6 protein-coding genes are annotated in these 18037 nt (G+C 41.5%); 2 read left to right on the top strand and 4 right to left on the bottom strand.

Annotation, left to right across the window (positions count from 1 at the left end; genetic code table 11):
- Position 1 precedes the first annotated feature (1 nt).
- Positions 2-11698 (top strand): LPD38 domain-containing protein, encoded by an 11697-nt coding sequence (locus JEY82_RS03810; protein WP_304082703.1) that lies wholly within the window; start codon positions 2-4, stop codon positions 11696-11698.
- Between the two features lie 56 nt (positions 11699-11754).
- Positions 11755-13902, top strand: a complete 2148-nt coding sequence (locus JEY82_RS03805; protein ID WP_304082701.1) for a hypothetical protein — start codon at positions 11755-11757, stop codon at positions 13900-13902.
- Between the two features lie 177 nt (positions 13903-14079).
- Here the strand turns inward: JEY82_RS03805 and JEY82_RS03800 are convergent, their stop codons facing one another.
- From JEY82_RS03800 to JEY82_RS03785, 4 genes are all read right to left on the bottom strand, one after another.
- Entirely contained in the window at positions 14080-15219 is a 1140-nt protein-coding gene (locus tag JEY82_RS03800) for a hypothetical protein (protein ID WP_304082699.1), read from the bottom strand.
- A 1-nt stretch (position 15220) separates the two neighbouring features.
- The gene (locus JEY82_RS03795) at positions 15221-16810 is read right to left on the bottom strand and encodes an AAA family ATPase (RefSeq protein ID WP_304082696.1); all 1590 of its coding nucleotides are present in this window, start codon (positions 16808-16810) and stop codon (positions 15221-15223) included.
- A gap of 211 nt (positions 16811-17021) precedes the next feature.
- Entirely contained in the window at positions 17022-17270 is a 249-nt protein-coding gene (locus JEY82_RS03790; protein ID WP_304082693.1) for a hypothetical protein, read from the bottom strand.
- A 122-nt stretch (positions 17271-17392) separates the two neighbouring features.
- Positions 17393-17800, bottom strand: a complete 408-nt coding sequence (locus JEY82_RS03785; protein ID WP_304082691.1) for a helix-turn-helix domain-containing protein — start codon at positions 17798-17800, stop codon at positions 17393-17395.
- Positions 17801-18037 lie beyond the last annotated feature (237 nt).

Raw genomic sequence — 18037 nt, 5'->3', positions numbered from 1 at the left:
TATGGATATGAATAAACTTTTCGATCAGGCTGTCAGCGAACTTCAAGCTGAAGGAAATAGAAAGAATTTAATGCCGGACTCTCCTGAAAATGGAAGTCCGGTTTATTCTTTTGAGTCGACAAGCTCGAATAGTGCTGGACTAATTCCAGCCGACTCACAAACGGATGAAACTGCCGGATATGGATTCGGAATGCTAGATCCTCTTGTCGCTCCTGTTGTTGAAATGGGGCGTGGTGTTGCTGCCGGCCAAGCCGGACTAGGTGAATCTTTCGGTGGTGGTATGCAGTGGCTGGGCAATCGCGTTGGAAGTGATTCTGTTGCCGAAGCCGGTCAGTCTATCGCTGATTATTACAAGCCTGTTCGCGAATCCTATGCAGCTCCTAAACGTTTACAGGGCAATGTTATGGATGATCCGTCACTTTTAGCCCGTGGCGACTGGTGGGGATATCAGGTTGGTAATCTTGCGCCTTCTCTTGGTGCGGCTATGATTCCCGGTGCGGCTGTGGGGAAGGTCGTTCAGGTTGGTGGTAAGGCTATGAGTCTAACCCCGCAAGTTTTAGAGCGGCTGGCGCGAATCGGTCAGGCTCTCGGAGCTGGAGCTGGCGGTGGTGCGCTGGAAGGAACCAGTACATACCGTGAAGTTTTGGAGAAAGGCGGAAGTGAAAAGGAAGCAGCTCGCGCCGGTGAAATGATGGCTTTGGCCAGTGCAGGGTTGAATGCAATTTCCTTTGGAAAAATGTTCTCCAAAGCGGGACCAGGTGTTGCTGCCAAAACTGCTAAGCATGTCACTTCCGGAGCTGTTGAAGGAATAAGCGAATGGGCTGAAGAACCGGCTGAATCTATTTCAAAGGATCTTGCTCATTACATAACGACCGGAGAAATGAAGCCCGGTGTTTTTGAGCGTGTGAAACAGGCCGCCAAAGAGGGCGTGAACGTTATTGGTCCGGCCGCACTGACAGGCGCAGGCGGTTCGGTCATGTCCGGCCCTGCCGGATTGTCGGAGGAAGCAAAAGCTTCTGATGAAAAGATGATGGCCAGCATTGAACAGGTTAAACAGGGGATGACTGTTGACCTGCTGGATGGGGAAAAGAGTCTTCAGCTAGAAAAAGCCGCTGCGCCTGATACCCGTACTCCTGCACAAAAAATGAGTGAGTTTTATGGGAAGCAGGAAAAGAGTTTAGGCAAAGAAACAGAAAAAGGTTTTGGGCTTAAAGATTTAATTGATTCTCAGCATGAATCTCCGCAGGGGATGACTGACTTGAAATCTGATATTCAGGATCGATACAGGTTTAAGCCAGAACCGGAACTTGAGGGGCGCATTGAACGAGAAATGGCAATGCGTGAAGGATGGCGGCCGTCATCGTTTGATGATTCAAGTTCGTTGTCTTCTTCAAAGGAGCCGGATGTTTATACCCCGTTTGAAGGGGCTGATATTTTTAGAAGTGCGGATCCGGAAGTTGTGCCGGGATTCAAGGGAGGTCTTGCCGGATACGCTGATACCTTCCGTGAAAAGCAGTTCCGTGAAGCTTCCACAATGTTTGATCCGATTGAGCCGCAGGTTGTTCCTCATCCAGATTTTGATCCTCAGCAGCATGAAGCAGCTATTTTTAACAGAGAATGGGACAGTTCACTGGAAGACTCATGGAACACTGCTGTGCGTGAGCTGGAGGAAGGGAACGGGGTACAAGGTTCTCCTTCTGAAAGTCCGGAAGTCATTGAAGCGTCAGGATCGCAAGACGTCTTGACGGCAAACCGTCCAGACGTCCAGACGTCAGAACTTGAAGCAGTGCCGGAGCTGGCACAGGAAGATATTTTTGATCTTGCTGTTCAGGAATTGCAGCAGGAAGAAGGTGTAGCTCAACCAGCAGATAGGCTTGCAACTGAGACAAGTGCAGATGAATTTATGGGGTTTTGGGATGAAGCCGCATCAAAAGCTGAAGAGGTGAAAGGTCGTGAGACTCGTAGCTCAAAAAAACCAAAGGAATATAAAGTCTGGCACAAGGGTGTTCTTGAAAAAATAGCTCAGATTAAAGATGTTGCAACAAGGGATTCATATACTAGAACTGTTTCTCCTAACTTTAATCCACGGATGACAGCCGACAAAGAGAAGTGGGTTCGCTTGGAAGGTTGGGTTGATGATATTCTTGCCAAGCAAGCGGCGGATGAAACTGTCGAGACCCTTACGGATGTTCAAGTTAATCCTAAAGCGAAAGCAAAGGAAGTTGCCGGACACCTCACTAAAGCAGCCCAGGCCTTTTCTAAAATTAATGATCTTCTTGGTGGGCAAAGTGGTCACCTTTCACTTAAACCGATAGAAAATTCAGATCCTCTTTGGCCCCAGATTAAGCCGCTTTTGCGAGAAGCATGGGATGAAGTTGTTGCAGCTGGTAAGTCCGGTCGCGATTTTGCTGAGTTAGCCTTGAAAACCTTGTCTCCCAAGGGACGTCCTTATTTTGAGAAGTTCGTCAGGGAAGAGATTGGAGACAAAAGCCTTCAAGAGAATAAACTTATAGAGCCTGAATCTAACGATGTAAGGTCTATGACAGTTGATATTGTTGTTGAGGAACTGAAGTCTGGACGAAATTTTAAGTCAATAACCGAGGCTCGTAACTTCATTGAAAGTGAACTGAAAAAAAGAGGGGTAGAATATTCTATTGCTCCAGGATCTCAGGCCGCCAAAGAATTCGATGAAGTTTTTGAGGTTGCAACGGTTCTAACTGCAAGACTAAAAGTTGAGGCCGGGCGTTCGGGTGAATTTTCAAATATAGAAATATACAACATGCTTGTAGATTTGTATCAGCGACAGCCGAATCTCGGAGTAAGATCTAGTACTTCTGTTGCAAATCAGGCTTACAGCACTCCTGCTCCTATAGCTTATCTCGCCTCAGAACTTGCAGGAATAAACGAGAAAAGTTCGGTTTATGAGCCAACAGCCGGTAATGGGATGCTTGCCCTGGCTGCAAGTGAAAAGAACACTGTTGTAAATGAGTTGGATGAAGAAAGGGTTTCAAGTCTGGAAAAGTTCTTTAATTTTAAGAACGTCCATAAGGAAGACGCGACAGAGTTTTTCCCAGGTAAAGATTTTGACTCTGTTATTATGAATCCCCCCTTTGGCCGGGTAAGAAAAGAAGACGGGCAGTCTATTCAATGGCGAGTTGGCGATCGTTACCGGACAAAGGAACTTGATCACGCAATAGTTTTTCAGGCTTTAAAGGCTATGAAAGATGACGGGCGAGCCGTTCTCATTATTGGCGGTAAAAAGGGAGAATCTGCAACCAGAGTTAAGAAGTACCGCGCTCAGACACAAAGAGCATTTTATGCAACTCTTTTTAATGAGTATAATGTAGTTGACCATTTTTCCATCGACGGTAAAATGTATAGCAGACAAGGTGCTGCATATCCGATTGATATTATCGTGATAGATGGGCGGGGAAAATCATCTCGACCTCAGCCTGCTGCTGAACTTCCGCATATTTATGAATCCTTTGAAGAACTTGAGGAGAAATTACATGGCCTGGCAAGACAATCCAAGACTTCCGAAGATCGGGAACCTTTACGCCGTTCCGGAGAGCTGGCCGGGAGAAAATCCGACGGACCAGATGATAACAAGAGTGTATCTTCCCGAGGGAGTGGAGATAGTGTCCACGGAAGCCTATTACTGGACTCTTCTCTCGGTGAGAATGCAGCTGATGCTGGAACGGGAGGAAGATCCGATAGAAGCGGCTCACCTCGTGGAGCGCATTCTGTTCGAGAGGTTCGGGGATACAGTGGGGAAACTGAACAAGGACAATCGATATCTTCTGGGACTGACTCTAATCGAGAAAAACGAAACCTTGAAACTTCAAATGACGGAGAACTTCTCACTGGTAGGGGGCGAGTTTCCTCTCCAGGGAATTCCGAGAGGGAAGGACGATCCGGATCCGAGGGAAGAAGATCTCAGCGCGGAGGAATGGGCACTGACGGTAGCCGGGTACGGAATGGAGAGGTAGAGACTCAATTTCAGGTTGGTTACAGTCCTGCCTCTGCCCAAACTTCCATGCAGGTTCTTACGCCTCGCAATATGGCTCAGGCTACAGAAGAAGCACTTTCCAGATTAGAAAAGAAACATGGTAATATTGATAACTTTGTTGCCAAAGAGTTAGGGTATAGCGTTGATGGTTTGGGTAAAGTTTTAGCAGCTGAGCAGATTGACTCGGTTGCGCTTGCTATATCCAACTTCAAGGATGGCAAAGGTTTTATTATTGGTGACCAGACGGGGATAGGCAAGGGGCGTGTTAACGCTGCCATTATCCGATATGCCAAACGTAATGGTATTATCCCTGTGTTCCTTACTGAAAAACCAAACCTCTATGGAGATATGATCCGTGACATGGAGGATATTGGTGAATCTCAGGATGGTATTTTTATTACAAATACCGACAAGAAAGATAGTGTTTTTGAAAAAGGTGACGGAAGTCATACTGATAAACACTCTCCTGCTAAAAAACGTAAACTCATGCTGGATATTGTGAATGAAGCAACAGATAAATATTCCGTTGTTTTCACTACTTACAATCAGCTCCAATCTCTTGGTAATAAGCCTAATCCTCGTCAGCAATTCATTAATGGTATAGCTTCAAGAGCTATGTTTATTCTGGACGAAAGTCATAACGCTGGCGGAAGTCCTGCTAAACCTGCGAAAGGCAAAATTCCTCGTTCCAAACTTATTCGAGATATCCTTCAAGTTAGTCCTCATGGTGCTTTTTATTCAAGTGCCACATACGCAAAACGTCCCGATGTGATGGATCTGTATTTTAAAACGGACATGGTTAAAGCCGTGGATGATATCTCCCAGCTCGGAGAAGCTATCGCAAGTGGTGGCGTTCCCATGCAGCAGGTTGTTGCAACAATGCTCACAGAATCCGGTCAATATGTTCGCAGGGAACGTTCTTTTAATGGAGTGACTTTTGATACGAAGTCGGTTCCTGCATCAAAGGATCTTGCTGACGGAGTTGGCAAAGTTATGCAGGGGATTATTGAATTTGATGACCTTAAGTCCGCATCTCTCGAAGTTATAGATAACGGTTTAAAATCTTCCGGAGAAAATGTTCTTCGTGACGGTTCAATAGGGCAGGCCGGAGCGGACAGCACTAACTTCACCAGCCTTATGCACAATGTCATTGATCAGATGCTTCTTTGTCTCAAGGTCCAGGCAACTGTTGATATGGCAAAAGAGCATTTAAAACGCGGGGAAAAACCCGTTATCGCCTTGGCAAATACCATGGGGTCAATGGTAAAAAACTATACCGAAGATAACGAAATTGCTCCCGGTCAAATTATAGATATTAATTTTGGAGATCTTCTCGAACGGTATTTGTATCGTTCAAGGCAGATTGTTGTCGGTGATCCTATGGGAGAAAAGGTAACCCGTAGCCTGACGGACGATGAGCTAGGCCCGTTGGCAACCAGACATTTCAATTCAGTTCTGAAAACAATTAAAGGTATTGATATGTCCGGTCTGCCCATGAGTCCGATTGATTTCATTCGCCAAGAGCTTGTGAATTCGGGATATGTGGTAGACGAAATTACCGGACGTGAACATGCCATAGATTATAGTGAGGCGGATGCACCGACATATTACCGGCGTAAAAAACCAGCTCCGCGAACCGTGATTGACGGTTTTAATGACGGATCGATTGATGCGGTTATTATCAATTGTGCAGGTTCTACCGGGCTATCTCTTCATGCAAGCGAGAAGTTTAAAGATCGCCGGCCGCGCAGAATGTTGATTGCTCAGGCTGAGAAAAATATTGATACATTTATGCAGACTCTCGGCCGTATCCATAGAACTGGACAAGTTGAGCTGCCGGGATTCACTCTTCTTAACGCAGACATCCCCGCAGAAAAAAGACCTGCGGCCGTTTTGCAAAAGAAAATGGCTTCTCTAAATGCCAGCACAACAGCCGATAGCGATTCTGCTGTTTCTTCAAGTGAAACTCTCGATTTTATGAATGAGCACGGTGACAAAATTATAGCTGAGATGTTGTCTGAAAACAGGGAGCTTCACCGCAAGCTTGGCGAGCCTTTGAAGAATTTTGGAAAGGAGGATTTAATCGGCGGAGCCAGAAAGGTTACCGGTCGAATCCCCGCCTTGCCTGTTAAGGAGCAAGAGGAATTCTACGACCTGTTTGAATCAGAGTATCGTGAATACATGGAGAACTTGGAACGTAGCGGTGTTTCGAGCATGAAGGCGTCACACTTAGAGCTTGATGCAATTCCTCTCAGTGAAAAGAGCCTTACACCGGGGAAAGGTGGTTCTTCTCCTTTTGAAAGAGAATCTAAACTTATCCGTATGGATGTAAAAAAGATAGGGAAGCCATACTCAAGCAAGCAGGTTAAAGAGCAACTGGCTTCTGCCAATAATTTAGAAGACACTCTTAGTGTTGCTGATTTGGTTAAGCACGCAGTAAGACAGACGAGGGAAACTCTTGTTACATTAAAGGAAGAGTTTTCAACCTATACTGACCATATAAAAAATACGGTAACGAATTCAGACGTACAGGAAAGATCTTTAGATCGCGCTCAGACTGCATATGATCAAACAATCAGGATGGTAACAGGGTATACGCCTGGATCAATTGTTGTTTTATCCAATCAGGAAGGCACTCATACTGGGGTTGTTCTCTCAATTGAGCGCAAAGGAAAATCTGACAACCCCGCAGCGTTAAGCCGGTGGAAAGTAAGAATAGCTCTTACCGATGCAACCAGATTGTATTCTGGATCTCTTTCCAGACTGTCTTCCGGTGTACAGGATTCTGCTTCCAGTAAGATTCAGATATCTAAATTGAGTTATAGCTTGGAATCCTTTCTTCCTAATTTCGATATTGGACAGAAAGAAACAAGAGAAAAGAGACATATTGCAACTGGAAATATTCTTGCCGGCTACGCTGCCCTGGGAAACAAAGGCAAGATCATTACTTTTACGGATCATGAAGGTCGCAATCAGCCTGGGGTTCTTTTGCCGGAAGATTTCAAGGCAGAAGATTTTGAGCGCAACAAGCCTGTAGCTCTGGCAAGCCCTCAAAGTGTCCTTGCCTTTTTTGATGAAACAGACGGTGAAGGGATTGTCAAAAGTTTTGACGGTATGCTGCAAGTTCAAAAAAGAGGAAGTTCATATGAGATGTTTACACCAAAGGCAAAAGGATCAGGTGGTAAATATTATCTCAACAGTTCGCTGCTTCAAGCCATTGGTGGAGATTTCTATTCTGTAAGTAATCGGATGAGAGCTACAATGAGTGCGGCCAAGCTGTCCGAAGGGCTGCAAGTTCTCATGGATGGCGGGACTGGGTTTAAGGTTGATTCTCATAAGGTAGAAGCTCAAAAGATAGCTCAAGAACTGGATAGACTTCCGGCATCACTCAGTGATAAAAGAGGTTCAATTGATCCAGTAGACCGGAGTACCTATGAAAACCCCAGAAGAACCGATAGAGCTGATCGTCTCCAAAGAGGACTTCAAAAACAAATTGGAAGGAGCTTCCCGGAGGGAAGCATATTTGAAGTTGACCCGAAGGGCGATTCAGTCAGGCGCAAGAGTATGTCTGGGGCCGAATTGGAAACCGGGGGACCGTCCGATGATAATTCATCTGGATTGCGAGGAAGACGACAGAAGGCGGGAGGCCAAGGCCGCAGCGGAAAGACAGAAAACAGTGTTAGCCTGCCGCAAGAAGCAAAAGGCGTTCAAGCCAGAGAAGATAATAGGCAAGGAACACAGCAGCAATCTTCGAGAGGAATTTCTAAAGGCTTACCCGAACAGCTCTCAAAAATAGCTTCTATTTTTGGAAAGGAAGTCGCTTTTATAGCTTCCGATGAAAGAATACTCCACGGTGAAGGGTATGCGCCTCGTTGGAGTAATACTGTTTTTCTACGTCCGGATGCAAATCAACCACACCTTCTTATACTTGGTCATGAGATAGTTCACTATCTGAAACGAGACGCGCCTGTCTTATATAATAAGTTGTCCATGATTGCTCAGACTCAGCGTAAGGGCAATTCTTGGAAACAATATCATGATGAAATAAATGAACTGGCGCGTAGTACCGGTGAAAAAGGTCTTACTTCAAGTCAGTCCTACGAAGAACTTCTCGCTGATTTTTCAGGCGAACAGTTCATGGACCCTGATTTCTGGCTTGAACTGGCAACTGAAGAACCTACGCTTTTTAGCCGTGTAGCTCGTAAAATTCGCCGCATGATTGATAAGGTTTTGGCTGTGTTTGGTAAAAGCGATCAGTCCAGCCGTTACTTCCGAGATATCCAGAAAGTCCGTGATTCCCTTGTTTCCGTACTTGCTGAGTATGGCAGACAGCAAAACGGCAAGCCGTCCAGCCGTCAAGACGGTAAAACGTCAGGACGTCATGACGGCAATCCAATCCATTTTTCCAAGACATCTACTATTCGTAATCCTACTTCTGTCAGATCCGTGCGCGGAGCTGTGCAGGAATTACAGGCACGAGCTGAAAACGCGTTGCCTCTGGAAGTGGTCAACACTTTCGAAGATCTTCCGGAACATATCCGCACGGCATTTGATGCGCAGGGTGGCGGCTATTGTGAAGCTTGCAATGATCCTAAGACTGGAAAGGTCTGGATGGTTGCGGAGAATGTTTTCTCGCGTAAACGAGCTGTTGAACTTTGGATGCACGAACAGGGAGCGCATCACGGGTTGCGCGGCCTTCTTGGTGATAGTGACTATGTGCAGCTGCTCCGTAAGGTGGGGAGAGCCGCAAAGCACAGTAAAGAATTTAAAAATATAGCTTTGGATTATGATTATGACCTTTTCACTGATTCAGGCAGAGATCTGGCCAGTCATGAATACTTGGCCCAGCTTGCTGAAAAGGTGGATCAGAATGAAGTTCTGACGCAGCGTGAAAAAAGTGTATGGCGTAAGGTCGTTGATGCCGTCATGAAATGGCTGGCCAAACTTCGTATACGTCTGCCAGGTTCGCTGACTCGCCGTGAAATAAACAAGCTTGTAGCGGATGCTGTTTTCTGGACAGTTCACGGCGATGGTTCAACTTCTCCTTCACCGAAAGGGGGAGCTGAAGCCGTTTCTTATTCCCGTTCAAATCCTGTTCGTGAGCCTGCTATGGCCAAGATAGGACAAGCCAAAGAAAAAACTACTATCAGCGATCGCATAGGGCGCATTCGTGATTTCATGGCCACTGAGTTTAGTCAGGGTATGTTTGACCGTTTTGCTTCGCTCAAGGATCTGGATAAGGCGGCCGGAGTTACAGATTTAGAAGAGTCCGCTTATGTGGCGGCTAGAATGTCCACTTCTCATGCTGATCAGATTGCGGCCGTCATAGAGCATGGCGCACCGATTTGGCGAGAAGGGGCTATGGATGTTGAGGGCGAAGGACTGGCAACTATCTTTGAGCCGGTTGCTCATGAGCTGGATAGATTCACTGGTTGGCTGGTGGGGCTGCGCGCTAAAAAGCTTATGGCGGAAGGGCGCGAGAATCTGTTTACTGAAGAGGAAATAGATGAACTTTGCAGTCTTAATTCTGGACGTGAAGCGCAATATGAAGCGGTTCAGCAGAAGTATATCGCATTCAAAACTAAGGTTCTGGATTTTGCTCAGGATGCCGGAGTTATTAACGCAGCTGGCCGTACTCTCTGGGAACATGATGAGTATATTCCTTTCTATCGTATCAATGAAACAGGTGAAGAGAAGTCCAGCGTTAAGTCTCCACACGGTAGCAAGGGAATTGCTAATCAGTATTCAGGTATTCGCCGGCTACGGGGTGGAACTTCGAACCTTGGTGATCCGTTTGAAAACATCATTCGCAACTTTTCGCATTTGATCGACAGTTCCGTGAAGAATAGAGCCATGGAGCTGGCCATGGTCAATGCTGAAAATATCGGGGTTGCAACCAATGCAGAATTTAAGTGGGAAGGGCTTCAACTGAAAGGACAGGCTTTGCGATCATCCTTAGTGAAGGTGTACGGGGATGCTGACGCTGTTGCTAAAATGACCAAAGCGCAGAGCGATTCCTTGCAGACTGTTTTCAGAATGGTAAAGCCGGATGCAGTAGATGTTGTTTCCGTGCTGCGGGATGGCAAGCCTGTTTATTACCACATCGCTGATCCGCTCCTGCTCAGGGCTTTGACTTCCGTAAACTTGAAGACCTGGAATAATTTCGGAATGAAAACAGCCCGGCTGTTTAAGCGGATGCTGACAACCGGAGTTACTTCCACTCCTGATTTTATGATTCGCAATATTGTGCGTGATACGGTTCATGCGTGGGGTGTGGATCGCACTGGAACGTTTGTGCCTGTGGTCGGTTCATTTAAGGGCGCAATCAAAACTCTTAGTAATGATGAAGACACCGTTAAAATGATGGCCGCCGGAGCAGCTTTTCATGGAGGCTATGCCTTTGGGCATGATCCTGCGGCCGCAAAGCTGTTGGTTGAGAAGTTGGTAAAGAAGCACAAAGTTGATCCTGACTCTATCCTCGACACTCCGAAAAAGTTGGCCAAGTTTGCTAAGTTGGGCTGGATGAAGTGGCAGGATTTAGGTTCTGCATTTGAGAATGCAACCCGCGCACGGCTTTATGAAGGAGTTAAGAAAAAAGGTGGAACCCATCTTGAAGCTGCTTATGAAGCCAAGGACATCATGGATTATTCCATGGGCGGTGATTGGCTGGCCACACGATTTCTTTGTGAAACTGTTCCGTTTTTCGGTGCAAGAATGGTCGGGCTGAATCGACTGGGCAGAGGGGCTTATGAGAATCCGTCCGGATTTATGACCAAGGGCGCAATGGTCGCGCTGGCTTCTGTGCTGCTCTATCTTAATAATCGGGATCGGGAAGAGTTTAAGGAGCTGGAACACTGGGACCGGGACAATTACTATCACTTTTTTGTGGAAGATAAGCATTTCAGAATGCCTAAGCCTTTTGAGATCGGGGCCATTTTCGGGACTCTGCCGGAACGGTTAACCGAGTATTCGCTGAATGGTAAGGATGGGGATCTGCTTCGTGACCGTCTTCAGTTTATGCTGACGCAGACATTCTCTGTAGGCACTCCGCAGATTGTAACGCCTGTTCTGGAGCAGTGGGCAGACAAGAGTTTCTTCACTGGCAGAGCGATCGTTCCCATGCGTTTGAAAAGGCTTCAGGCCGGAGCACAGCGCGATCATCGTACCAGCGAAACCGCAGCTGTAATCGGAGAAAAGACCGGAACCAGTCCTAAGCGTATCGAGCATCTGGTTAATGGTTATTTCGGAACGCTGGGTGTTTATGTGATGAGTATGGCGGACATTGTTACCCGCAAAATGGTGGATGCACCGGAATTGCCGTCCAGACGTCTAGACGACATGCCGATAATCAAAAGCTTCTACAGGTCTACACCATCAAGGCATAGCCGCCACCTGACAGAATTATACGACATGGTTCAGGAAGCCGATGAACTTTATTCTACTGTAATGAACTACGCAAAAACTGGCGAAGCGGCTAAAGCCAAAGCTCTGGTGAAAGATCCGGAGAACAGAAAGATTCTTGCTAAACGCCAGCCTTACAATCAGCTACGCCGCGCACTCGGCCAGATCGAAACTGCCATGCGCCAGATTCATCGTTCTCGGAAGCTTACTCAGGATGAGAAACGGGCGAAGATTGATGGGCTTTTGGAGAAGCGGAATTTGGTTGTTAGGCGGGTGATGGAGAATTAGTTGTCTTCTTTGTAATATTATAATATAATTAATATTATTTTTAAAAAGGAGACAACATGTTAAGTGACGAAGATTTTAGTTCTGATAATCTTATGTTTTCTTATTTTATAGTTTTAGAGAGTAAAAGCTTGAGTTTTTATAATGAATACGTTGTTGAATTGATAGAGCGGGCAGATGTTATTAACAAGGTTTTAGAGTTACCTATTGATTGCTATGAACTTTATGACTCGAAGGAGAATAATCTTTGTAAAAGAATTAATGGGCATACTAGTGGGTATCGCATTAAGTTTATTCAAAGTGTTGATGAATTTATTCATTATAAATCACAAATTAATTGTGTGATAGTTGATTCTTTGAGTTTCATTACTGAGATTAATTCAATGGTTGATGCTCCTGTCTTATATATGTCTAATACTTTGTCAACGCGTAAGGATTTAGATTTATACAACTTCTCTGATGTTAATGCAATTTCTTTTCGAGATATTATTGAGAGTTTAGTTTCGAAGATTGGTGGAGTTTGTCAAGATGCTAAAAATGAAATTGAGAAATTAGTATCAGAGGCATCTCGCAGTGATTATATTGGGACAGATTGTGAATTTGTAAAAACTCTTTATACTCATTCAAATTTAGTTGTTTTAAAATCAATGAGAGTTCTTTTTAATGAGGTTAGCAACAGTGCGGAATGGAGTGAATCAAATGTTGTAGGATGTATTAATCTCATAAACAATATTCGTTCTAAAATTATATCTAATGTCTCGTTTGGGGATAATAAAGCGCCTATTTATGACTTTATTCTTTCAGATCTATCTTATGATGTTAAATTTCATATAAATAAATCAAATTACAGCAAAAAGAAGCTTAGAGACAATGATTTAGATGATGTAGATGGTTTAGATGCTGCTATTAAGAATCTTAAAAAAGATAGGCTTCAATATTCTGGAACCACAGGAGATGTTGAAAAGGATAAGTATTTGTCCGAGCGTTATTTAATTGAGAAATTAATTGCTGTTGGTGCTTCTAGCTATGCTGTTCCAAATATTAAGTTGCCATTATTGTCTAGAGATTACTATCCGCTATTAAAAATAATAGGCCAAATTGATAGGGGCCGTAGTTATAAAATGAATGAAGCGTTTAAGTTACTAATATCTAAGTTTGAGGTAGATATTGATGACAGGCTTGATTATTTTAAAAATCATCATACCTGCTCTTTGAAGTTAATTTCTAATTTGCCAATAGAATGGTTAGATCGCAATGGTTTACCTCTTATGATAAGGGATGAAGTCAGTCGGGTTAATATCTCACCTGGGGTTGTAGCGTCTAAAGTTTTACTTGATACAGAGAATATAGGTCTTTCTCCTCAAGCATTTAAGAAAATTCTTGTTATAAGTTCGTTTGACGATTTTGATCCTTTGAAGAACCAGTTTAAAACTTGTTTAGAAACGTGTGGTTTTTTAAGCTCTAGTTCAGGAATTATAAATCATGAGGAAGGAATAATTAATATAAAAGTTAAGCATGTTGAAGTAGACAATTGTAACGAACTTATCAAAGTGTTAAATGAAAATAGCTGTGCTATCACTATTTTCAATATGCACGGGGGGCACGACGATAATGGCGAGGGAGTGTTGGCACTTAAAGATGAAAAAGTCTCTGTATCCGATCTAATTGGTAATGTGCAAGTTTCTCCAATAGTTATTCTAAGTGTTTGTGACACATGCCCCATAGACAACAATCATTACAGTACCGCTAATGCAATGTTCTTGCTTGGTGCAAAGACCGTTATTGGTAGTGCTTTACCAGTACTTGCTCGAGAGTCAGCCATTTTTGTCTCAAGACTGCTTATTCGTATTTCATCATTTTTATATATACATCTATTCAAACTTAAACAGGATATTAGGTGGTCATCATTTGTTTCTGGTTTATTGAAGATGTCTTATTATACTGAATTGATAGATTCAATGAAGGAAGAGTACGAGTGGACTTCGAACGAAGTTGAACAATTGAGATTTTTCGTAAATATGAAAATTAATCCTTTGCATCCAGATTGGCACGAAAAAATTCTTCAACATTTGGCATGCACCGCGGGTATTAGCTTTGATGATATTCAAGAGTATATTCGTAAAGAGTTTATGTTCCCTGAGTGTTTAAAATATACTCAGTTAGGTAATCCAGAATTGATCACTATCACTGCTGATAATATTGAATAAAGACTGAAGCCCGTTTGCAATGAGCAGCGGGCTTCAGTCTTTGTAGCTACGTTATGTAGTCTCGGACGCTCTATGCGGAGACATTTCTGATCTGAGTGGAAAAAAATCGTGGGTATGAAGAAGATAATTTTTCGAAAAATTATGATTTTCTGAATATTCATTTTGGATGATGACCTTTTACATAAATCGATACTCGGGTTGAACAATTGACCACGTAATTATTTTCTTGGCAATGGTTTCCCATTCCTTTTGAATGTTTTCACGTAATGAATAATGTTCGTTTTTATTGATATTCTCAATGGAGTTGTCTAAAATCTTATTTCCAATCCCACCCCAGTATAACTGCCTACAGCTTTTATTTGGGCACTCGTTGCAGATCCCGGTACAATTTGTAGGGTTGTCATTAATGTTAGAAAAAATTTGTTCAGCATTATTATCAATTCCTTGAAGTTCTTCTTTCCAAAAATTTAATTTTTTGGTGTCTCTAGTTTTTATAAGAAATTTACGATTAATTCCTTTTTTGCAGTCAAAAAATTGTGCGCCTTTGTTGCTTAATTTCTTATAAATATCCAAATTATCAATTAGCTGAGGGGCAATTATTTTATCAACTACCTCCTGTGGGATTAAATTTTCAGCTTCTTTTACTTCCAGTATATAGTAATCTGATATAAATTTAGCTATATCTGAATTATTATATTCAGTTACAACAGCTTTAGCAGTTTCCTTGCAATTACATTCGGGATGAGATTTATCTGAGTCAACAATGCATAAGCAATTTTTATCTTTATTGCTAAAAGTCTCGTTAAAGACTGTTCCAGTGGTATGGCCTCCACCATGTTTTAGTTCAAAATCAAAATCGATATTTTGTCCGCAATTATTGCAATAGCATTGTGTTATTCTTTTATAAAATTTACCGTCGACCAGATTTTCAGTCAGTAGTACGCTTTTGCCAAAAAAAGATTGATCAAGTTTAGAAATAGGTAATGTTACTATAGTATGGTTTTTGTCATTAATAATGATTTCGGGTTCACATTCTAAAACAATTTTGATGTGTCTACTTGTTAATTCTATAAATGATCCTGTAGATGCAAAGTTTTCTCTTAGGTATTCAAGGAAATAACCAGTCGGTTCTGAAAATTTTCCGCAGTCAATTAATGATTCTATAATTTCAATATCTTCAAAAAAGATAACATTTTTTCCATCGCTAGCATTTAATAGAAGAGCCTCGACCTTCTTTAAACATTTCATGGTTAAATCACGATTTCCGGTCTCATTTTTAAGAAAATTGGATATGCTGGAGTCAATTTCAAAAATCATTTTAAAACCGCTCCGGAAGAAAGAAGTTAGCAGGCCAGTTTTTTAACATTCCTTTATCATTGAATTTGGCAATGTCTATGTTTGATTCGTAGCCGTTTTTATTGTCGAATATAACGACATTTACTGAGTCAGGAGTAATATTTTTTTTAGCTATGTGCTGACCAATTCTATTAATAAAGGATTTGCTATGAGTTTCGATAATTAGTTTAATATTGGATTTTTTGAAACGGTTTGAAGATATAAGTTTTACTAGTAAGTCTGTAAAATGTCCTATCATTTTGGGGTGTAAGTGTAACTCTGGCTGCTCAATAGCGAATGTTTCGTATCCAGTATTAAAGCTTATGTCTTTATTATCTTCAGTTGTTTTGAACCAAAGTTGGATAATAATAGGCAGAAGTTGAGAATATCCAAATCCTATATCGGCTATATTTATATAAAAATTAGATTCATTCTCTTTAAGTTCAATAGAAAGATGACCTGATTTGTATGTTGTTTTAAGTTTTATATTAAAATTGTTGTCGGTCCATTCTTCTAATTTCTTTTTTTGGCTTGAAGTTAGGTTGTCAAGGAATATTGCTGTATTTTTACCTTGCGGATCTATGTTATGGACAGCTAACTCTTGATGGCGGTAGTATCTTTCTGGAGAAGCTCTAAAAGGACTTATGTAGTTAATTCTTTGAGAGTATGATTTAAAATGGTTGCCAATAAAATTTACTATACTCATAAAGTTTTCAAATAATAAGGCATTGTTAACACTTTGAAAATCTTTGGATTCTGTAGTCCAAGTTTCAGCTCTTTTAAGCCAAGTTTTAGTTTTTAGAAAATCGTTTTTACAGCTCGATAATGTGTAAGATTTGGAACCTATTGATATGGAGCGCACAATGTCGGCAATATTTTCATTGCTAGTTGTATTATAGACGTGTTTTTTGATTATTTTCAATAAGCGTTCATAACGAGACTGTTCTTGGAATTGCGGAAACATCGTGCTTAGAGAGAATAAGTAATTTTTCTCTATTGACATTTTAGTTATAAGATTAGGTACTAATCCAGAATTTGTACTATATATGTCATCTATAAATTTTTTAAAGCTTTCATTGTTGATATTAAGATCAATCAATTTCGAGTCTTCGTTAAATTTAAAGTTTAAATTTTGATCCGCTATAGAAATTTCAAAAGATTCTAAATAAGTATTACGGATATTTTTTACTTTGTTTTTTATTTTAGATATGAATTTTATAGGAAGAATTTCATTATCATCTCTGTTTATGAATTTGCTATAGTTAAAGGTATATCTATAAGCATTGTTTAGTAAAGATGCTTGTTCAATTTCTGATTCAATAGTGAATATTATAGAGTCATTTTTAGTGCTCTTATTTATGATTTCAGAAAAATCACCAAAGTCCACATCGTTTCCACAAAAAAGTATTGGGGCTTTTATGTTTTCTTCAACGCTTTGTTTAAAAAGAGGAAAGGTTCTCAGGAAGGTGCTTTTTCCACTGCTATTTTTACCTACCAGAATAGTAATAGGTTTAATTTCTATCTTAGGTGTTTTGACAAGACTTTTTAAATTTTCAATTTGTATTGATTTCATAGTATTTGTGTGTGTTAAAAGGTAAAAAAGTATGATCTTGTCAAATTATGAATGATAATATTCAACATTTATTTGTAATTTCAATGCTGTTAGAATTATTATATCTATAGTTGTCAATGTTAAATTCATATTACAATCCAACCTTCGACATCCAATTCCTAAAAATCCCATTCAGGTCCAAGCAATCCTTTGAACTAGACGAGAAATTTATTTAAAGAGCGTTCTTATAAACAGCCTGTATTTTTTCTTCCTGAGTCATTTCTCCGGGGCTGTAGCTATAGGTAATTGGTTCTGATGTTTGTCTTTCTTGATCAACAGTAGTCTTTATTCTTTCAAGCAGTTCGAGATCTTTTGCTGAAATGATAGCGATTCGCCTTTTCATGGGCGTTTCAACTATGACCTGTTCGCCTTCGTCTGCAACCTGTAAAATTATTTCTTCCCATATGCGGTGTGAATTCATAGAATTGATTTCTTTCAGGGTGTCACTCCATATTACAATCCAACTCTCGATATTAACCCGCTAAAAAATCTCCCCATTCGGTCCAAACATTCCTTTGAACCAAATGGGGAATTCTTTTTTCTTTAACTCGCTTTCTTTTTCTGCTCTTGGTCGATGCTCGAATTTCCCGAAGTTATGTTTTTGATAACCTCATAAAGTACTTCGGGAGGTGCATCTTTTAAAATGCTTTTTGCTTCGCGCATCCTTCTTATAATGGGATCTTCCTCATCTATATCACCAGTAGTTCCGGAAACAAGCATTTCCCCTTCACCAGTCAAAAGCCAATGCCCATTTAATCCAAAGGTTTTAACCCATTTAGATAAAGTTACCATCGAAGGCTGATTTTCTTGTTTCAAGTATGCCGACACTGTTGGACGGCTTATATTCGCAGAATTACCAAGGTCTTTATGCTGTAATTCAAGCTCTTTAACAAAAGCTTTTATTCGCTGTGTGTGTTCTTCGAGTTCAGGTTTTAGTTTATTTGACGACAATTTTTTTAGCCTTATATGGAAATAAAGTTGACTTTATGCAAAGAAAACCTTTAATGCTAAATTTAGATTAAGAAATTCAGCTAAACGATTTTCTATTTACCCTCGACTAAACTACTAATTTAGGAGGCTTTATTTTGTCTTTATCACTAAACGCAAATACCTGATCCTGCTACAATATTGTGGACACACGGTTAAGCCGCTATCCTGACTTTAACAGGAGAAGCAAATGACTAATTC

Source organism: Maridesulfovibrio ferrireducens (assembly GCF_016342405.1).
Taxonomy (GTDB): Bacteria; Desulfobacterota; Desulfovibrionia; order Desulfovibrionales; family Desulfovibrionaceae; genus Maridesulfovibrio; species Maridesulfovibrio ferrireducens_A.
The sequence above is the reverse complement of the archived record's forward strand: the minus strand, read 5'-3'. Positions and strand labels throughout refer to the sequence as shown.